Consider the following 17,158-nt stretch of genomic DNA (forward strand, 5'->3'; position numbering starts at 1 on the left):
AATGCTGTAGGAGTGCTTTTCATATGGGAAACGTGCTAGTTGGAAGGGGTGAAATGAAACAGGTGCCATCGAAAGTACGCATCGTCGAGATGGGGCCGCGCGATGGCCTGCAGAACGAGAAGCAACTCGTTCCCACCGACACCAAGGTCGAGCTCGTGCGCCGCCTCGAACGCGCCGGGCTGAAGGCGATCGAGACAACCTCCTTCGTGTCGCCCAAGTGGGTGCCACAGATGGGCGACAACAGCGAGGTGCTCACCCGCGTGCTCGCGGACGCCGCGCCCGGTGTCGCGTACCCGGTGCTCACCCCCAACCTCAAGGGTTTCGAGGCCGCGCTGGCGGCCGGCGCGCGCGAGGTCGCGGTGTTCGGCGCCGCCTCCGAGTCCTTCAGTCAGAAGAACATCAACTGCTCGATCGCTGAGTCGCTCGAGCGCTTCCGCCCGGTGACGGAGGCGGCGCAGGCGGCGGGCGTGAAGGTGCGCGGCTACGTCTCCTGCGTGGTCGGCTGCCCCTACGAGGGCGCGGTGGCGCCGCAGGCAGTGGCGGAAGTGGCGGCGACGCTGATGGAGATGGGCTGCTACGAGGTGTCGCTGGGCGACACCATCGGCGTCGGCACCCCGGCGAGCATCCAGCGCATGCTGGAGGCAGTGATCCGGCGCGTGCCGTCCGAGCGGCTCGCCGGCCACTACCACGACACCTACGGCATGGCGGTGGCCAACGTGTATGCATCGCTGGAGCTGGGCGTGGCGGTGTTCGACGCCTCGGTCGGCGGCCTGGGTGGCTGCCCCTACGCCGCGGGCGCCTCGGGGAACGCAGCGACCGAAGACGTGGTCTGGATGCTGGACGGCCTCGGCATCGCCACTGGCATCGACATTGATGCCTTGGTGGATACCGCGGCGTGGGTCAGCGCCCAACTCGGCCGTGAGCCCGCCTCGCGCGTGGCGCGTGCGGTGCTCGCGAAGCGCGCGAAGGCAGCCTGCGGCTAGGCGTCCCGGCTTTGGAGTAGCCCTCGCCTGCACCCCGCGTGGTGTGGGTGCAGATCGGCCGGGCGGGGCGCGAGTCGTTCATAATTGAGCCGCAGATCAATGAGGCGGCGCGCAAGGACGCGCCCCCATAACCAACAGAGACCGTTCATGAGCATTCCGTCCCCCTGCACCAACGTCTGCCGCATGAGTCCCGACACCGGCTGGTGCGAAGGCTGCCAGCGCACGATCGACGAGATCACGCGCTGGAGCCGGACCAGCGACGACGACCGCCGCGCCATCCTGTCCGCTGTCGCCGAGCGCCGCGAATGGCTCGCAGAGGCCAGCCCTGCGGAGTCGCGCGCATGAGCGGCGACGCGCTCTGTGTCGGCGTGTGCATGATCGACTGGGATTCGGGCGTGTGCCTGGGCTGCGGTCGCACCGCGGACGAGATCAATGGCGTGCCGGTCGCAGCGCCGCCCGAAGCCTTGCAGCCCGCGACCGACCAGCCTGTGGCGCTGCCGCCCAATGTCGCCGCGCAGGTCGGGGAGGGCAGCGATTGAGTGCCTCGGCCCGCCTGCCTTCGACGCTGCAGATCTTTGAGCGCGGCTGGCTTTCGGCCAACAACGTCCTGCTGTTCGATGGTGACGAGGCGACCCTGGTCGACTCCGGGTACCTGACCCATGCTGCGCAGACCGTGCAGTTGGTGGCTGGGTCGCTGGATGGACGCAGGCTCGCACGCCTGATCAACACGCACTCGCACTCCGATCACATCGGCGGTAACGCCAGCCTGAAGCGTGCGTTCGGGTGTGCGATCACCGTTCCCGAGGGCATGGCGCGCGCCGTGGCCGAGTGGGACGAGGACGCGCTGCTGCTTTCGATCGGGGCACAGTCCGGGGAGCGGTTCCGTTTTGATGCGACCCTTGGCGCGGGCGCGCGCTTTCTGGCCGGAGAGCTCGAGTGGGAGGCACTGGCCGTTCCTGGCCACGACATGGATGCGCTCGCCTACTACAACCCGGATCGCCGCATCCTGATCTCGGGTGATGCGCTGTGGCGCGATGGTTTCGGCATCCTTTTCGCCGAGGTGATGGGCAGCGACGATGCCTTGACGCAGGCAAGGGGTACGCTGGAGGCGATCGGTCGGCTTTCGGTCGATGTGGTGATCCCGGGGCATGGCGCGCCCTTCTCGGAGTTCGACGACGCGCTCGAGCGGGCCTTCGCGCGCATCCGTGCATTCGAGGCGGACGGTGCGCGTATGGCGCGCAACGCGATCCGCGCCTGCATTACCTTCAAGCTGCTCGAAGTCCGCAGCATGCGGCTCGAAGACTTGCCCGTCCATCTGGCGCAGACGCCGCTCTACCGCGTTGCGAATGCCCGATTCCTGGGGCTGGACTACGATGCGTTGGCGACATGGGTGGTCGGTGAGCTTGAGCGTGCAGGCGTGGCACGCCGGGAGGGCGGGCTGCTCCTCGCAGCCTGATGCGGGTTTTCCACTAGGCGTAGATTTTCATTGATCTGCAACAAGCGGATACAATCGAGCCCTTAAATTTCCCGGAAGTGTTGTCATGCAAGAGACCGTAGACTGGATCAACGGCTGGGTGTGGAGTCCTGCGCTCGTCTATCTTTGCCTGCTGGTGGGCCTCTATTTCTCGATCCGCACCCGCTTCATGCAGGTGCGCCATTTCGGCGAAATGGTGCGTGCAATGTTCCGCGGCACGAGTTCGGACGCGGGGGTTTCGTCCTTTCAGGCGTTGACCATCGCGCTTTCGGGCCGGGTCGGAACGGGCAACATCGCGGGTGTCGCCACCGCGATCGGCTTCGGCGGTCCGGGCGCCATCTTCTGGATGTGGATGGTGGCCTTCCTCGGTGCTGCCACGGCATACATCGAATCCGCGCTCGGTCAGATCTACAAGGTCGAGCATCACGGCCAGTATCGTGGTGGCCCCGCCTACTTCATCGAGAAGGGTCTGGGTTGGCGTACCTATGCGATCGTGTTCGCGGTCGCGACCATGATCGCCTGCGGCGTGCTGCTGCCCGGCATTCAGACCAACAGCATTGCCGCCAGCATGCAGAACGCTTTCGGTGTGGCACCGGCGGTGACCGGCACGATCATCGTGATCCTGCTGGGGCTGATCATCTTCGGGGGCGTGCGCCGCATTGCGCAGGTCACGCAGGTCGTCGTGCCCTTCATGGCGCTGGGCTATGTCCTGGCGGCGGCCGTGGTGGTGGCACTCAACGTGGAGAAGGTGCCCGAGGTCATCAGCCTGATTCTGTCCTCGGCGTTCGGACTCGATGCCGGCTTCGGTGCGATGATCGGTCTGGCCATCCAGTGGGGTGTCAAGCGCGGGGTGTATTCCAACGAGGCAGGTCAGGGCACCGGTCCGCATGCGGCCTCCGCGGCCGAGGTGCCGCATCCGGCGGCGCAGGGGTTGGTGCAGGCATTTTCGGTGTACATAGACACCTTGTTCGTGTGCTCGGCCACCGCATTCATGATCCTGATCACCGGCACCTACAACGTGACGGGTGCCGACGGCACGCAGGTGTTCACCGGGCTGGCCAACATCACTGCCGGCACAGGCTTCACTCAGGCTGCGATGGAGCAGGTGCTCCCCGGCTTCGGTGCGGTGTTCGTGGCGGTTGCGCTGTTCTTCTTCGCCTTCACCACGGTGCTCGCCTACTACTACATCGCTGAGACCAACCTGGCCTACCTGACACGCAACCTGCGCTCCGAGGTGCTGATCTTTGTGTTGCGTGTGGCGCTGATCGGCTCCGCACTGTACGGCTGCGTGCGAACCAGCGACCTGGCCTGGGGGCTTGGCGACATCGGCGTGGGCATGATGGCCTGGCTCAACCTGGTCGCCATCATCATGCTGCAGAAGCCTGCGCTCGCCGCGCTCAAGGACTACGAGGCACAGCAGGCACGGGGGCGCCTCGAGCCCCAGTTCGACCCGCGCCCGCTTGGCATCGAGAATGCCGACCTGTGGGTAGCACGCGCCGAGAAGCGCAAGCAGGACGCCTGATCGGAGCGGGCGGCGGCCTGCATGCACGACGGCCCGCCGACGCTGGGGTATAGTGTCCGCGGGCCTTTTCTTCTCCTGGATCGATGCAGATCGTACTCATCAGCGGGCTTTCGGGTTCGGGCAAGAGCATCGCGCTCAACGTGCTCGAGGACGCGGGCTACTATGTCGTGGACAACCTTCCCGCCGCTCTGCTGTCCGGCTTGGTCGAGCACCTGCGCGGGGCAGGCTGGGAGCGCATCGCGGTGGCGGTGGACATGCGTTCCGGCGCAAGCATCGAGGCCCTGCCCAAGGTCGTCGAGGCCTTGCGTGCGGAGGTGCGCGACCTGCGCTTCATCTTTCTCGATGCGCGTGACGACACGCTGATCGCGCGTTTCTCCGAGACTCGGCGGCGTCACCCGCTCGCGACCGGGGGGACGAGCGTGGAAGAGGCGATTCACCACGAGCGCGACGCCCTTGAGTGCATCGCCGAGCTTGGCCACAGAATCGACACCAGCGACATGCACCCGAACACGCTGCGCGCCTGGGTGAAGGATTTCATCCAGATGTCTGCGGCGCAGGGCATGACCCTGATGTTCGAGTCCTTCGGCTTCAAGTACGGCATCCCACTCGATGCCGACCTCGTGTTCGATGTGCGCTGCCTGCCCAATCCACACTACGACCCCAAGCTGCGCCCGCTGACCGGGCGCGACCAGCCGGTGGTCGATTTTCTGCAGCGCGTGCCCGAGGTCGGACGCATGTGCCAGGACATCCATGATTTTCTTGCGGGCTGGTTGCCCGCCTACCTGCGGGACAACCGCAGCTACCTCACCGTGGCGATCGGCTGCACTGGCGGGCAGCATCGCTCGGTGTATATAGCCGAGTGGCTCGCGGTGCGTTTTCGCGACCAACTCGACGTGATCGTCCGTCACCGCTCTGCGGCGAGGCGTGCGGCGGATCGTGCTGCGGCGCGTGTGCATGCACCGGAGAACGGTAGCGACACGTGAAGCGGTTCCTGAGTTCATGGCGCGGCCTGCTTCGCCCAGGGGATGTGCTTGTAGCGCTGGCGGGGCTATTCGTGTGCGCTTACGCCCTGCTGAGCCTGTGGCGTGGCGGAGCGCCCGACGGGGCAGTGGTCCGTGCGGGTGGCAAGGTGGTGGCCAGCGTAGACCTGGGCCGCGAGCGATTCATCGAGGTGCCCGGGCCGCTTGGCGTGACGTTGATCGAGATCCGACCAGGCCGCGCGCGCGTCGCTTCGGACCCGGGGCCCAGGCAATATTGCGTGCGTCAGGGCTGGCTGACCCAGGCCGGGGCGGTGGCGATCTGCGCACCGAACGAGGTCAGCCTGAGCCTTACCGGCGGGGTGGCGGAGTATGACTCCCTCAATTATTGAAATACGGCCCACGCCCGAGGATCGCAGGATCGCGCGCCATGCGGCAGCGGCCATCGTGCTTACGGTCGCGGAGGCCGCGATCCCCTTGCCGCTGCCCGGGGTCAAGCCCGGTCTGGCCAACATCGTCACCCTGGTGGTGCTGGCGCGCTGGGGCTGGCGCGAGGCGGTGTGGGTGTCCCTGCTGCGCGTGCTGGCCGGCAGCCTCCTGCTCGGCCAGTTTCTGGCGCCGGGATTCTTCCTGAGCCTTGCGGGGGCGCTCGCCAGCCTGCTGGTGCTGGGGCTGGCCATGCATCTGCCGCGGCGCTGGTTCGGGCCGGTCAGTCACAGCATTCTCGCTGCCTTCGCCCATATCGGCGCCCAGCTGATCGTGGCACGGCTATGGCTGGTGCCTCACGATGGCGTGTTCTATCTGTTGCCGGTGTTCTCGCTCGCGGCCGTGGTGTTCGGCTTGGCGAATGGGCTCGTGGCGGCCCGACTGCTTCGGGAGCTGGAGCCAGTTGCGTCCCGGCGGGTTGCGGACCATGGCGCGAACGGCGTGCGGCGCTGACGTGCGCCGGTGAAGGGGGCATGGAGGCGCGCCCGTGCTGGGCGCGCACTACGCGATGCTCAGCCGCGCTGGTTCGCGAACCAGTCCAGCAGCCGCTTCCAGCCATCCTCTGCCTCTGCCTTGCGATAGCTGGGCCGGTAGTCCGCATGGAAGGCGTGCGGTGCATCGGGATAGACGTGGATGGTGCTTTGCGCACCCGCCTGCTCCAGCGCCTCGCGCATCGCGTCGACATCCTCCAGCGGAATCCCCTGGTCCTGGCCGCCGTACAGGCCGAGCACCGGCGCATGCAGGGCGCCGGCAATGTCGATCGGGTGATGCGGGTTCTTGTCCGAGGGCAGGCCATCGAGCCGGCCGTACCAGGCGACGCCTGCCTTCAGCGCGGGATTGTGTGCGGCGTACAACCAGGTGATGCGACCGCCCCAGCAGAAGCCGGTGATGCCGAGCCAGTCCGGGCTGCCGCCGTGGTTGCGGGCCCAGCTCGCACACGCATCGAGGTCATTCATGACCTGCGTATCGGGCACTTGCGAGACGATCTTCTGCAGGATCTCGCCCACGCTCTCGATGCTGCGCGGGTCGCCCTGGCGGAAGAACAACTCAGGGGCTACGGCCAGGTAGCCCTCGTGCGCGAGACGGCGACAGACGTCGCGGATGTGCTCGTGTACGCCAAAGATCTCCTGAACCACGAGAACCACTGGTTGAGGCGTGGTGCTCGCGGGGCGGGCGTAGTAGACGGGGAGGGCGCCGCCTTCGACCTCGATCGTGGCGTCGCCGGTGTCCAGCCCCCCAGGCTCGGTGTGGATCGTGGTGCTGGCCTGGACCGGCTGCACGGCAAGCGCGAAACCGGCAGCTGCGAGCGTGGTGACAAAGCCGCGCCGGTCGAGTCGGGCAGAAGGCAGCAGGGCGTCGAAATCGGCCTGCTTGTCGAGGTGGGGGCGATGGGGCATGGTCGATGTCTCCTATGGCTTCACTTTTAGAGTCGCTCTAAAAGTGAAGCATGCGAGCCGACCAAAGGCAAGCACTCCGCGGGTGCGGTGAGCCGGGCCGCCGCCGCGCATGCGCCCTCAGGGCGCAGCGGGCGGGCGGGGTGTTCAGCGACGGCGCTGAGGTGCTGCGGTGGCGCCTGCAGGACGGCCGGGCAGGTGGCGGAACGTGATGCGCCCCTTGCTCAGATCATAGGGGGACATCTCGAGCGAGACGTTGTCGCCCGCGATGATGCGGATGTGGTGCTTGCGCATCTTGCCGCCCGAGTAGGCGATCAGGTTGTGACCGTTGTCGAGGGTCACGCGGTAGCGGCCGTCGGGCAGTACCTCGGTGACGGATCCGTGCATTTCGATGAGTTCTTCCTTGGCCATGTCGAGGCTCCTTGTCTTATGCCGCCTGCCCCCGCGCTCCATGCTGCGGGGTCAGCCTGCCGTATCTGGGCTTGGGTAGGGGAATTCCGTGCAGCGGCTAGGCTGCATCGGCCTGGTTTTCAAGGCGGTTTCTGTCGATTTCGGGCGCCTTGAAGACCTGCGCCGGCAGAAAACGCATTCTGGTTCGGCGATTCTGGAGGCGGAGCGCTTACGCGCTTCGAATCGTCGCCGCGGTGCGCTCTGGACACTGCCTTGAGCGTGGCAATGCCGTGAGTCGATTGAAAAAATTGATTGAAATCGAACCCCATGATAACACCTTTTTCTTGTTCTGAAGTCCATGCGTGGCGCGGATCACACTGTAGCCCCATGGTGGCGGCGCACGCGTTACGAGGGTGGGATATGCTCACGGCCCATGCTGCGCCGCCGTTTCCTGTCCCTCCTTGCCGCCTCGATTGCCGTCCCGCCCTTTGCGACAGCGTGTCGCAAACAGGGGGCGTTTCGCGTCGGGATTCATCCGTGGCCCGGTTATGAGCCGCTCTATCTCGCGCGGGAGTTCGGCTGGCTGCCGGCTGCTGTCGACTTGCGGGCGGGGCGTAATGCCGGCGATTCGATCGCGGCTATGGTCGCAGGGGAGGTCGATGCCGCAGCGTTGACGCTCGACGAGGTGCTGGTCGTGCGGGATCAGGGGGTGCACGCCAGCGTCGTGCTGGTGTTCAACCACTCGGTGGGTGCCGATGCGGTGGTGGTGCGCGCGGAAATCGAGTCTCCGGCACAGGTTCGCGGGCGCCGGGTTGCGCTGGAGCGTGGTGCGGTAGGGGAGTTCGTGCTGCACAGGCTCCTGCAGGCCGCCGGGTTGCGGGAGGTCGACGTCACCCTGATCGACATTCCCCCGGACCGGCAACTCGATGCGTGGCGTGCGGGCGAGATGGACGTCGCGATTGCCTACGAGCCCGCGCTTTCCCTGCTCGAACGTGAGGGCGGACGGCGCATCTTCGACAGCCGGCAGTTTCCAGGCCTCATCTTCGACGTGCTCGCGGTGCGGAGCGATCGTCTGAGCGGGCAGAAGAAAGTACTTGATGCCCTGTTGGCGGCACATTTTCGTGCGCTCGCACACATGCGCGTGAACCGCGAGGATGCGCTGCGTCGGATCGGTGCCTGGCGGGGCCTAGGTTTCGAGGAGACCGAGCGCAGTTTCGCCGGGCTGAGTCTACCGGACGTATTGGGGAACCGTGCCTATCTCGATCCCGCGGGGGCGCGCAGCATCGTTCCGGCCGCGCGTGAGCTGGCGGGGCTGATGCGCGGTGCCGGTCGTCTCACGTCCGATGACCGTCTCGATCGGCTTGTCGATCCGGACTTCCTGCCGCGCAACCGGGTGTCCCTGTGATCGCGTTGGCGAAGCGCGCCCTGCTCGCGCTGCTCCTGCTTGTAGCTCTGCCGGCGCAGGCGGCGCAGGAGCTGGTGCTGGGGGTCTTCGCGTTCCGTCCGAAGCCGGTGATGATCGAGCGGTACCAGCCCCTTGCCGATTACCTTTCCACCAAACTCGGTGGCGTGCGGGTGAGGCTGGAGGTGCTGGAGCAGAGCGAGCTCGAGGAGGCCGTGGCGACGCACCGGATCGATCTGGTCATGACGAACCCGACGCACTACTTGTTGCTGCGCGTGCATAGCAGCCTGTCCGGTGCACTGGCGACCGTGATTTCCGCGCAGGACGGCAGTATGGTGAGCACGCTTGGTGGCGTCATCATCACCAGAGCGGAGCGCACGGATCTCGTGCGGCTTCAGGATCTGAGGGGGCGGCGAATCGCGATCTCCGGTCCGCGCTTCATGGGCGGCTACCAGGCCCAGGTATTCGAGCTCATCCAGGCTGGCGTACGGGTGCCAGAAGATGTCGATTTTCTCGAAGTCGGGCGTCACGATGCCGTCGTCGAGGCGGTGCTGGAAGGGCGCGCCGATGTGGGATTCGTCCGTACCGGCATTCTGGAAAGTCTCGCCGCGGAGGGGCGCCTCGACCCCGCCCGCCTGCAGGTGATCCATCGCCAGCGGCTGGCGGGTTACCCGTATGCGGTGTCGACCCGGCTATATCCGGAATGGCCTTTCGTTGCGCTGCCGCATGTGGAGGGCGCGATGGTCCGGCGCATATCGGCCGCGTTGCTCAGCCTTGAGGCTTCGCACCCGGCCGCACGTGCAGCCTACATCGGCGGCTTTTCGCCGCCGCTCGACTATCTGCCCGTGGAAACCCTGGCGCGCACGCTCCGTCTGCCGCCCTTCGATGCGGCGCCGCCCTTCTTGTGGCGGGACGTATGGAGCAGATATGCGGCGTTCATTGTTGCGCTGGGTGTCGCGGCGGGGCTCGTGGTGGTGCTGTTCCTGATGGTGGCACGCCGCAACCGCCAGCTCGCGCAGTCAGTTGCCGCATTGGTGGAGGCGCAGGACACCCTGCATCACATTGCTTACCACGACGCGCTGACCGGGTTGCCGAACCGCGCCTTGCTGGCGGACAGGCTGCGTCAGGACATGCGGCGCGCGCGCCGTGACGGGTACAGGATCGCAGTGGCATACATCGATCTGGATGGATTCAAGGCCGCCAACGATACCTACGGCCATGCGGTGGGGGATCGCCTGCTGGTCGAGGTGGCGGGCAGGCTGCGTGAGGTGTTGCGTGATGGGGATACCGTCGCCAGGCTAGGCGGGGATGAATTCGTCGCGGTACTGTCGGGCGTGGAGCCCAGGCACCATGGCGTGGCCGTCATCGAGCGCCTGCTTGCTGCGATTGCGGAGCCGGTCAGCATCGATGGGCGCACACTGCAAGTGTCGGGCAGTGTCGGCGTGAGCTATTTTCCGCAGGATGGAGAGATCGAGGCGGATCAGTTGCTACGGCAGGCAGATCACGCCATGTACGATGCGAAGACCGCTGGGCGGAACTGCTACAGGATCTTTCGGCCCGACGAGGCCGCGTTTGACGAGGGTGTCGCCACGCGCCGGGAATACGTCTGAGCGGGCGATCGTGGCGCGGAGGGCATGAAAGCTCTCCGCGGTGGGCCTTGACAGTGCACGGATGGTACGCGCCGTACAAACAAAAAGGGCCTTGGTTGACCAAGGCCCTGTCTGCTTCGTTTTTGATGGTAGGCCGTGCTGGGCTCGAACCAGCGACCAACGGATTAAAAGTCCGCTGCTCTACCAACTGAGCTAACGACCCGAAAAACGAGCGCGAATTATAGTTGCGGCCAGCATGGCGTGTCAAATTTTCTGTCGGTTTTTCCGCATGATGGCGGGCCGTCGTGAAGGGGCTACCCGCCCTCGCTGGCATCCCGGTCAGGCATCGGCATCGCGCATCAGCAGCCAGTACTGGAGTTTGAGCGTTGCGGCCGAACCTGCAATGATCGCCGCGGTGCTGAGCAGGGCGCCGAGTGCGAGCGTGGACAGGCCGGTGACGCCCTGGCCAATCGTGCACCCTAGGGCGGTGACGCCACCGAAGCCCATCAGGAGGCCTCCGCCCATGTGGCGCACGAGATCTCCTGCGTCGCGAAAACTCTCGATGCGGAAGCCCCGGCTGCTCAGTGCATGCACTGCCGAGCCCGCGATGACGCCGAGCGCGCTGGCGATGCCGAAGGTCACGACCCTGCTGGTGTCGCTCCACATCTGCAGGAGTTCGAGGATGTAGGCGTAAGGGCCAACGAAGGTGAGGGACTCGGCACGCCCACTGTTGGTGGCGATGAAGGCTTCCTCAAGCGTTTCCGGGTGTTCGGCGATGTAACCGATGTGCCCGCTCACATACCATCCGGCGATGACCGTGGCGCCGACGACGAGGCCGCCCAGCAGGACGTCGCCACGCCACGCCTCGCGGCTCGCTAGCGACCACAGCGCGAGCCCGCCGCCGAGTGCTGCCATGCACAGCAGCAGCGCCGCGGATGGATCCATGCCTGCCGCTGCGACGAAAGCGGGAAGGTCCTGGCCGTGGGGCAACTGGATCGAAACCGCGTCGAGGTAGTTCACCCGCCACACCCCGAACAAGCCGCGCAAGGTCATGGATGCTCCGATCGCCACGAATACGAAGACCACGATCGACTTCAGGTTGCCGCCGCCGATGCGGATCAGGGTCTTGCTGCCACAGCCGGAGGCGAGGGTCATGCCGATGCCAAAACACGCACCGCCCACCAGATGCGACAGCCAGATCAGGCGACTGGAGGTATAGATGGATTTCGAAGCATCGAACAGGCCGAGCGCCTGCAGGGCGCCGGTGCCCAGGATGGCGACGGCGACTGCCAGCGCCCACATGCGCATGCGGTTCCAGTCACCCATGTTCACGATGTCGGACACCGCGCCCATGGTGCAGAAGTTGCTGCGGCTGCCTGCATAACCGAACACGGCGCCGATGGCGAAAGCGAGCCAGACGATGGTCGTGGCGGAGACCAGGGGTTCTTCCATGATGTTGGGGGTTCCAGGCCGAGTACCGGCGTGCGTGCTTGTCCGGGAGTGGTGGAACGATTCTAAACGCGAATCAGCCCGCCGTCCTTGTCATGCGGTTTGTGGCTGGTAGCGGGTCGGATCGGGAACGCCGGCTGCGGCGAAGCCTGCGGCACGCAGCCGGCAGGCCTCGCAGCGCCTACAGGCGCGACCGTCCTCGTCCGCCTGGTAACAGGTGACCGTGATGCCGTAGTCGACCCCAAGGGCCGCGCCGCGACGGATGATGTCCGCTTTGCTGAGCTCGATCAGCGGGGCATGGATGCGCAGGGGACGGCCTTCGACGCCGGCCTTGGTGGCAAGCCTCGCCATTGTCTCGAAGGCGCGGATGAACTCGGGCCTGCAGTCCGGGTAGCCGGAGTAGTCGATGGCGTTGACGCCTATGAAGATGTCGCTGGCGCCGAGCACTTCCGCCCAGGCGAGGGCGATGGAAAGCATCACGGTGTTGCGCGCAGGGACGTAGGTGACCGGGATGCCCGCACCGGGTTCGCTGGTTGGCACTGCGATGTTCGGGTCTGTCAGCGCGGAGCCGCCGAACTGGCCCAGGTTAACACTGGCCACCCGGTGTTCGCGGGCACCAAGGGCTGCGGCGACTCGCCCTGCTGCCTGAAGCTCTGCGGTATGCCGCTGGCCGTAAGCGACCGAGAGGGCGTGGGCCTCAAAACCCATGTCATGCGCGATCGCAAGGCAGGTGGCGGAGTCGAGCCCGCCGGAAAGCAGCACGACGGCGCGCGGTGCGGAGGCAGGAGGAGGCGCTTTCATACGGTATTTTTCCATCAGTGGAGCGCAGCCGGGTGCGCCCCGTGCAGTGCCCGGGGCTCAGCGGCCCCGGGCGTCGTTCCAGAGCACTTTGTGCAGTTGAAGCTGGAAGCGTGCCGGCAGGCGGTCGCGGACCAGCCATTCGGCCAGCGTGGCGGGCTCGATGGCGCCTGCGACCGGAGAAAGCAACACTTCGCAGCGACGGTCGAGCGCATGCTCGTTGATCATCTGCCGCGCCCAGGCGTAGTCCTCGGCGTCGGCGAGCACGATCTTGACCTCATCGCCCGCCCGCAGCAGGGGAATGTTCTCGTAGCGATTCTTCGCGACCTCGCCGGAGCCTGGTGCTTTGAGGTCCATGATTCGAGCTACGCGCGGGTCAACCGCGCCGATGTCCAGCGCACCACTGGTTTCGAGCGAGACGGCGTAGCCGGCGTCGCACAGCGCGCTCAACAGGGGCAGGCAGCCTTTTTGCGCGAGCGGCTCGCCGCCGGTGACACAGACATGGCGCAGACCGTGTCCGGCAACCTGGGCGAGGATGTCCTCGAGGGCGAGCGTCGCGCCGCCGCTGAAGGCATACGCGGTGTCGCACCAGGTACAGCGTAGGGGGCAGCCCGTCAGACGCACGAAGACTGTGGGCAGTCCGACGCTGGACGACTCTCCCTGTACGGAGGCGAATATCTCGGTGATGCGCAGGCGAACGGCTGCAGCCGCGCCCAAATCCCTCTCCGGCATGGACTCAGGATGTGCCGAGCCGCTGGCGCGCCACTTGAGCAGCGTTGCTCTGCGGATAGCGTTCGGTCAGCGACTTCAGTGTGTTGCGCGCGCTGGTGGCGTCACCCATGGCCTGCTGGCTGTTGGCCAGGCCCAGCATTGCGTCGGGTGCGACATTGTCGTTAGGCCATTTTTCGATCACGGTCTTGAAGTGACGGGTGGCGCTTGCCACGTCACGGGCCTGCAGGGCAGCGTTTCCCGCCCAGAAATGGGCGCCTGCAGTAAAGTCGCCGCTCGGGTAGCGCTCAGTGAAGGCCTGGAAAGCGGCGAGCGCCTCCTTGTGCTTGCCGTCCTTGAGCAGATTCAGTGCGCCCTGGTACTCGGCCGACTCCTGGGCCGGGTCGGCGGCCACGCCGGGCGCGGGGGCTGTGCCCGTGCCGTCGCCTTCCAGGTGACGCAGGCGTGCGTCGAGGTCCACATAGAAATCCTTCTGCCGCTGTTTGAGCGTTTCCACTTCGTTCATCAGCAACTCGATCTGGCCACGCAGGCGGGCCACCTCGGCTCGCAGCTGTTCGTTCTGCATGGCGAGTTCGAGCTGGCCGCGGCTCGTAGTCTCGAGCTGGCCCTGGACATCCTGGCGCAACTGGATGATCTGGTTGCGTGCCTCGGTATCCCCCCCGAAAAGCTGGGCATGGGCCGGGCCCGCCGGGCTCAGGGCGAGAAATACGGCAAGCGGCAGAAGGCGTTTCATGTCGGGACTCTCTTAGAACTCGCCCGAGTACAGCATGTCGCCGCGGCGGTTCTCGGCGTAGCAGTTCTCGGTGCGATCATCGCAACGGGGCTTCTCTTCACCCAGGCTCACGGACTCGATCTGCGATTCCTGCGCGCCCAGCAGCAGCAGAGCCTGCTTGACGACGTCAGCACGCTTCTGACCCAGCGCGAGGTTGTACTCACGGCTGCCGCGCTCGTCGGTATTGCCCTGGACGAGCATGCGCATCTGCGGGTTCTGGACGAGGAAGCGGGCATGGGCTTCGATCAGCGGACGTGCCTCGGGCTTGATGACGAAGCTGTCGAAGTCGAAGAACACGCTGCGCTTGGACAGGATGTTGTTCGGGTCGGTCAGCGCTGCGATGCCGCTGCCGCTCAGGCTGGACGCGTCGACGGTGGCCACGCCGGAACGGTCTTCGACCGAGGCGCCGGAGGTTTCGGGGCCCGTGCTCGAGCAGGCCGCGAGCGTCATGGCCAGCAGGGCGGGGAGGATGAGTTTCTTCATGGGTGATGCTCCAGTACGTGAATTATGGACAGCAGAGAGTTTTGCGGCTTGGCTGCCGCTTCTTGGATTACCGGATCCTCGGACCCCAGGCGGGTTCGCGGACATCGGCGGCCTGCACCGTAAGCCGCTGCCGGATGCGCCCGTCGGTCGACACCGCGGACAGCACGCCTCGCCCGCCACTGTCGGTGGCGTAAAGGATCATGCGGCCGCTGGGGGCGAAGCTGGGCGATTCGTCGCGTGCCGAATCGGTGAGGATGGTGGTCTGCCGGGTGGCGAGGTCCTGCACGGCCACCTGGAAGCGGCCGGCATTGCGGGTGATGAAGGCGAGCAGCTTGCCGTCGAACGAGAGCCGCGGCGAGACGTTGTAATTGCCTTCGAAGGTCACCCGCTGGGCGCTGCCGCCGCTGGCAGGAATGCGGTAGATCTGCGGGCTGCCACCGCGATCCGAGGTGAAGTAGATGTTGCCGTCCGCGCCCCAGAACGGCTCGGTGTCGATGCCGGAGGATTGCGCGAGCCGGCGCACGCCCGAGCCGTCGGCGCCCACTACATAGAGCTGGGAGAGCCCGTCCTTGGTCAGTACCACCGCCAGCTGGCTGCCGTCGGGCGACCAGGCGGGTGCGGAGTTCGAGCCCTTGAAGTTGGCGACCACGCGGCGTTGCCCTGTGGCGAGCGTGTGCACGTAGACGATGGGCTTCTTCTGCTCGAAGGACACGTACGCGAGGCGCTGTCCGTCCGGCGACCACGCGGGCGAGATGATGGGCTCGCGCGAGCGCAGGGCGGTGGCGGGGTTCATGCCATCGGCGTCGGCGACCTGGAGTTCGAAGTTGGGGCCGGACTTGATCACGTAGGCGATGCGGGTGGCGAAATAGCCCGGCAGCCCGGTGAGCTTCTCGTACACGAAGTCGGCGATGCGGTGGCCGACGAGGCGGTTCTGCGCCGGACTCATGGGCAGCGCCATGGCGCCCAGTTCCTGCTGCTTCTGAGCGTCGAAGAGGCGGAAGCGTACCTCGTAGCGGCCGTCGCTGAGCGGAATCAGGCTGCCGGTGAGCACGGCGTCGGCGCCGCGGCTGCGCACGGCGGCGAGGTCGGGCAGCACCGATTCGGGCATCGGCAGCGGGCCAGTGTCGATTAGTGCGAACAGGCCGCTGCGCTCGAGGTCGGCGCGCACCACGTCGGTGACACTTTGCGGCAGGCGGCCTTCGTTCTCGAAGATCGGGATGATGACCGGAAAGCGGGAGGCCCCGGTACCGGTGATTTCGATCGATAGCTGCGCCTGGGCGCCAAGCGCGAGGCTGGCAAGCAGGGTCAGGACGAAGAGTCGGAAGGCGTTGAAGGTTCTGATCATGGGTTCTTGCTCCAGCCGCGAATTATAGACATGGCGGGCTCAATCTTCGGCCAGCGGACGGAATTTCAGTTCGAGGGTGCGCTGGAACTGGCTGCGGTTCTCAGGTAGTGGCAAGGGACTTGAGCGCCGGATTGCGCGCTCGATCGCCTCGTCGAGCGCCGCAATGCCCGAACTGCGCTTGAGGCGCACGTTCAGCACTTCGCCGCTCGGCAACTGATCGACCTCGAAAACCGCTTCCGGGTTGCCGCTGAGGCCGGGTGGGCGCAGCAAGTTGCCGCGCACCTTGGCTGCAACGGCGGCGCGGTACTTGTCGATATCGCCGCCGGGCGCGCCCTGTGCTGCCGGACCCTGTGCTGCAACGCGCGCGCCCTCCTGTGCCATCAGGCTGGCCAGGCGTGCCTGCTCGGCACGCTGGAGTTCCTGCTCCAGGCGCTGCGCGGTCGGGTCAGGAGCGGGTTTGGGCTGGGGTTTGGGCAGTGGCTTCGGTTCGGGTTTGGGCTTTGGCTTGGGCTCAGGCTTGGGTTCGGGTTTCGGCTTGGGCTCGGGCTTCGGTTCCGGTTTGGGTGCGGGCTTCGGCGGCTCCGGCTTCTCCTCGGGCGGTTTGGTCGTGATCTCGGGTTTCGGCACCGGCGCAGGCTTCGGCGGCTCGGGCTTGGGTTCAGGTTTGGGCTCGGGCTTGGGTTCTGGCTTCGGCTCAGGCTTGGGGACCGGTTCCGGTTCCGGTTCCTGTTTCGGTTCGGGCCTCGGCTGCGGGCGCGCGGCGGCGGGTGCGCTACGCGCCGGAACCGACGCCAGGCCGACCTCGAGCGCCGCCGGGGGCGGGCTCTGCCAGCGGACGCCGAAGAACAGGAACAGGAAAAGCCCCGCGTGCACGGCGATCGCCAGGCCCATGGATTGCCATTTGCCCGGCGCCTCGCGGCGGGGCGGCGCTGCGTGTTCCCTCATTTCTGGGTCGTCGCGCTCTGGGTGACCAGGCTGATCTTGCGCACCCCGGCGTTGCGCGCGGTCTCGAGCACGTCGATCACCTTCTGGTAGTCGAGCTTGCTGTCGGCGGCGACCAGGAAGGGCTGCTCGGGGTTCTTCGCGAGCGCGTCCTTGAGCGCGGTGGACAGCTGGTCGCGGCGCACCGGGCGCGGGGTCCCGCTGTTGCTTGCGCGCAGCGCATAGGCGCCGTCGGCCTTCACCTCGATGAAGATCGCTTCGGCTTGCGGTGGCGGTGTGCCTGCCCCGGCGGACGGGACGTTGATGGTGCCCTGCTGGATCATCGGCGCGGTGACCATGAAGATCACCAGCAGCACCAGCATGACGTCGATGTAGGGGACGACGTTGATCTGGTTCATGAGACGGCGTTGGCGCATCGGTCGC

At 66.4% G+C, this 17,158-nt stretch carries 20 protein-coding genes and 1 tRNA gene; 10 read left to right on the forward strand and 11 right to left on the reverse strand.

What is annotated here, in order from left to right; all coding sequences use genetic code 11:
* Positions 1 to 53 precede the first annotated feature (53 nt).
* From ACUH78_RS15360 to ACUH78_RS15395, 8 genes are all read left to right on the forward strand, one after another.
* Positions 54 to 983 carry a hydroxymethylglutaryl-CoA lyase gene (locus tag ACUH78_RS15360; protein WP_445333925.1) on the forward strand — a complete coding sequence of 310 codons (930 nt, stop codon included), beginning with the start codon at positions 54 to 56 and terminating at the stop codon, positions 981 to 983.
* Between the two features lie 147 nt (positions 984 to 1,130).
* Complete coding sequence (locus tag ACUH78_RS15365) at positions 1,131 to 1,328, forward strand: DUF1289 domain-containing protein (RefSeq protein ID WP_418365341.1); 198 nt, start codon at positions 1,131 to 1,133, stop codon at positions 1,326 to 1,328.
* Complete coding sequence (locus tag ACUH78_RS15370; protein WP_418365342.1) at positions 1,325 to 1,522, forward strand: DUF1289 domain-containing protein; 198 nt, start codon at positions 1,325 to 1,327, stop codon at positions 1,520 to 1,522. Before ACUH78_RS15365 ends, ACUH78_RS15370 begins: the two co-directional genes overlap by 4 nt.
* Positions 1,519 to 2,439, forward strand: a complete 921-nt coding sequence (locus ACUH78_RS15375) for an MBL fold metallo-hydrolase (RefSeq protein ID WP_445333924.1) — start codon at positions 1,519 to 1,521, stop codon at positions 2,437 to 2,439. Before ACUH78_RS15370 ends, ACUH78_RS15375 begins: the two co-directional genes overlap by 4 nt.
* An 85-nt stretch (positions 2,440 to 2,524) precedes the next feature.
* On the forward strand, positions 2,525 to 3,979 hold the full coding sequence (locus ACUH78_RS15380) for an alanine/glycine:cation symporter family protein (protein WP_445333923.1): 1,455 nt from the start codon (positions 2,525 to 2,527) through the stop codon (positions 3,977 to 3,979).
* A gap of 83 nt (positions 3,980 to 4,062) precedes the next feature.
* The gene (rapZ, locus tag ACUH78_RS15385; protein ID WP_445333922.1) at positions 4,063 to 4,962 is read left to right on the forward strand and encodes an RNase adapter RapZ; all 900 of its coding nucleotides are present in this window, start codon (positions 4,063 to 4,065) and stop codon (positions 4,960 to 4,962) included.
* A complete protein-coding gene (locus tag ACUH78_RS15390; RefSeq protein ID WP_418365346.1) occupies positions 4,959 to 5,348 on the forward strand; it encodes a NusG domain II-containing protein in 390 nt (129 codons plus the stop codon). Before rapZ ends, ACUH78_RS15390 begins: the two co-directional genes overlap by 4 nt.
* Entirely contained in the window at positions 5,329 to 5,895 is a 567-nt protein-coding gene (locus ACUH78_RS15395) for a Gx transporter family protein (protein WP_445333921.1), read from the forward strand. The genes ACUH78_RS15390 and ACUH78_RS15395 overlap by 20 nt, the downstream gene beginning before the upstream one ends.
* Positions 5,896 to 5,954: 59 nt before the next feature.
* Here ACUH78_RS15395 and ACUH78_RS15400 read toward each other — a convergent pair whose 3' ends face one another.
* Positions 5,955 to 6,839, reverse strand: a complete 885-nt coding sequence (locus ACUH78_RS15400) for a dienelactone hydrolase family protein (RefSeq protein WP_445333920.1) — start codon at positions 6,837 to 6,839, stop codon at positions 5,955 to 5,957.
* 144 nt (positions 6,840 to 6,983) lie between these two features.
* Positions 6,984 to 7,247, reverse strand: coding sequence for a translation initiation factor IF-1 (gene infA / locus ACUH78_RS15405; RefSeq protein WP_418365349.1), 264 nt, complete (start codon positions 7,245 to 7,247; stop codon positions 6,984 to 6,986).
* A 412-nt stretch (positions 7,248 to 7,659) separates the two neighbouring features.
* Between infA and ACUH78_RS15410 the strand changes: the two genes are divergently transcribed.
* Positions 7,660 to 8,631, forward strand: a complete 972-nt coding sequence (locus ACUH78_RS15410) for an ABC transporter substrate-binding protein (RefSeq protein WP_445333919.1) — start codon at positions 7,660 to 7,662, stop codon at positions 8,629 to 8,631.
* A 5-nt stretch (positions 8,632 to 8,636) separates the two neighbouring features.
* Complete coding sequence (locus ACUH78_RS15415) at positions 8,637 to 10,238, forward strand: diguanylate cyclase domain-containing protein (protein WP_445333918.1); 1,602 nt, start codon at positions 8,637 to 8,639, stop codon at positions 10,236 to 10,238.
* A gap of 126 nt (positions 10,239 to 10,364) precedes the next feature.
* Here the strand turns inward: ACUH78_RS15415 and ACUH78_RS15420 are convergent.
* From ACUH78_RS15420 to tolR, 9 genes are all read right to left on the reverse strand, one after another.
* A tRNA-Lys gene (locus ACUH78_RS15420) sits at positions 10,365 to 10,440 on the reverse strand.
* A gap of 116 nt (positions 10,441 to 10,556) precedes the next feature.
* Complete coding sequence (locus tag ACUH78_RS15425; protein WP_418365352.1) at positions 10,557 to 11,669, reverse strand: YeeE/YedE family protein; 1,113 nt, start codon at positions 11,667 to 11,669, stop codon at positions 10,557 to 10,559.
* A gap of 90 nt (positions 11,670 to 11,759) precedes the next feature.
* Positions 11,760 to 12,467 carry a 7-cyano-7-deazaguanine synthase QueC gene (queC, locus tag ACUH78_RS15430; RefSeq protein ID WP_418365353.1) on the reverse strand — a complete coding sequence of 236 codons (708 nt, stop codon included), beginning with the start codon at positions 12,465 to 12,467 and terminating at the stop codon, positions 11,760 to 11,762.
* Positions 12,468 to 12,524: 57 nt separating this feature from the next.
* Complete coding sequence (queE, locus tag ACUH78_RS15435; RefSeq protein ID WP_418365354.1) at positions 12,525 to 13,196, reverse strand: 7-carboxy-7-deazaguanine synthase QueE; 672 nt, start codon at positions 13,194 to 13,196, stop codon at positions 12,525 to 12,527.
* 4 nt (positions 13,197 to 13,200) lie between these two features.
* A complete protein-coding gene (gene ybgF / locus ACUH78_RS15440) occupies positions 13,201 to 13,926 on the reverse strand; it encodes a tol-pal system protein YbgF (protein ID WP_445333917.1) in 726 nt (241 codons plus the stop codon).
* Between the two features lie 12 nt (positions 13,927 to 13,938).
* On the reverse strand, positions 13,939 to 14,448 hold the full coding sequence (pal, locus tag ACUH78_RS15445; RefSeq protein ID WP_435751139.1) for a peptidoglycan-associated lipoprotein Pal: 510 nt from the start codon (positions 14,446 to 14,448) through the stop codon (positions 13,939 to 13,941).
* A 67-nt stretch (positions 14,449 to 14,515) separates the two neighbouring features.
* Complete coding sequence (gene tolB / locus ACUH78_RS15450) at positions 14,516 to 15,793, reverse strand: Tol-Pal system beta propeller repeat protein TolB (RefSeq protein ID WP_418365357.1); 1,278 nt, start codon at positions 15,791 to 15,793, stop codon at positions 14,516 to 14,518.
* Between the two features lie 39 nt (positions 15,794 to 15,832).
* Positions 15,833 to 16,738: an energy transducer TonB gene (locus ACUH78_RS15455; protein WP_445333916.1), complete on the reverse strand. Its 906-nt coding sequence runs from the start codon at positions 16,736 to 16,738 to the stop codon at positions 15,833 to 15,835.
* Positions 16,735 to 17,151, reverse strand: a complete 417-nt coding sequence (gene tolR / locus ACUH78_RS15460) for a protein TolR (RefSeq protein WP_418365359.1) — start codon at positions 17,149 to 17,151, stop codon at positions 16,735 to 16,737. Before tolR ends, ACUH78_RS15455 begins: the two co-directional genes overlap by 4 nt.
* Between the last annotated feature and the right edge of the window lie 7 nt (positions 17,152 to 17,158).

This window comes from Thauera sp. ZXT1-4, from assembly GCF_052598215.2.

Coding starts and splice junctions, on each gene's coding strand:
- ACUH78_RS15360 (WP_445333925.1), top strand. CDS start 54: ATGAAACAGGTGCCATCGAAAGTACGCATCGTCGAGATGGGGCCGCGC.
- ACUH78_RS15365 (WP_418365341.1), top strand. CDS start 1,131: ATGAGCATTCCGTCCCCCTGCACCAACGTCTGCCGCATGAGTCCCGAC.
- ACUH78_RS15370 (WP_418365342.1), top strand. CDS start 1,325: ATGAGCGGCGACGCGCTCTGTGTCGGCGTGTGCATGATCGACTGGGAT.
- ACUH78_RS15380 (WP_445333923.1), top strand. CDS start 2,525: ATGCAAGAGACCGTAGACTGGATCAACGGCTGGGTGTGGAGTCCTGCG.
- rapZ (WP_445333922.1), top strand. CDS start 4,063: ATGCAGATCGTACTCATCAGCGGGCTTTCGGGTTCGGGCAAGAGCATC.
- ACUH78_RS15395 (WP_445333921.1), top strand. CDS start 5,329: ATGACTCCCTCAATTATTGAAATACGGCCCACGCCCGAGGATCGCAGG.
- ACUH78_RS15400 (WP_445333920.1), bottom strand. CDS start 6,839: ATGCCCCATCGCCCCCACCTCGACAAGCAGGCCGATTTCGACGCCCTG.
- infA (WP_418365349.1), bottom strand. CDS start 7,247: ATGGCCAAGGAAGAACTCATCGAAATGCACGGATCCGTCACCGAGGTA.
- ACUH78_RS15410 (WP_445333919.1), top strand. CDS start 7,660: ATGCTGCGCCGCCGTTTCCTGTCCCTCCTTGCCGCCTCGATTGCCGTC.
- ACUH78_RS15425 (WP_418365352.1), bottom strand. CDS start 11,669: ATGGAAGAACCCCTGGTCTCCGCCACGACCATCGTCTGGCTCGCTTTC.
- queC (WP_418365353.1), bottom strand. CDS start 12,467: ATGAAAGCGCCTCCTCCTGCCTCCGCACCGCGCGCCGTCGTGCTGCTT.
- queE (WP_418365354.1), bottom strand. CDS start 13,196: ATGCCGGAGAGGGATTTGGGCGCGGCTGCAGCCGTTCGCCTGCGCATC.
- ybgF (WP_445333917.1), bottom strand. CDS start 13,926: ATGAAACGCCTTCTGCCGCTTGCCGTATTTCTCGCCCTGAGCCCGGCG.
- pal (WP_435751139.1), bottom strand. CDS start 14,448: ATGAAGAAACTCATCCTCCCCGCCCTGCTGGCCATGACGCTCGCGGCC.
- tolB (WP_418365357.1), bottom strand. CDS start 15,793: ATGATCAGAACCTTCAACGCCTTCCGACTCTTCGTCCTGACCCTGCTT.
- ACUH78_RS15455 (WP_445333916.1), bottom strand. CDS start 16,738: ATGAGGGAACACGCAGCGCCGCCCCGCCGCGAGGCGCCGGGCAAATGG.
- tolR (WP_418365359.1), bottom strand. CDS start 17,151: ATGCGCCAACGCCGTCTCATGAACCAGATCAACGTCGTCCCCTACATC.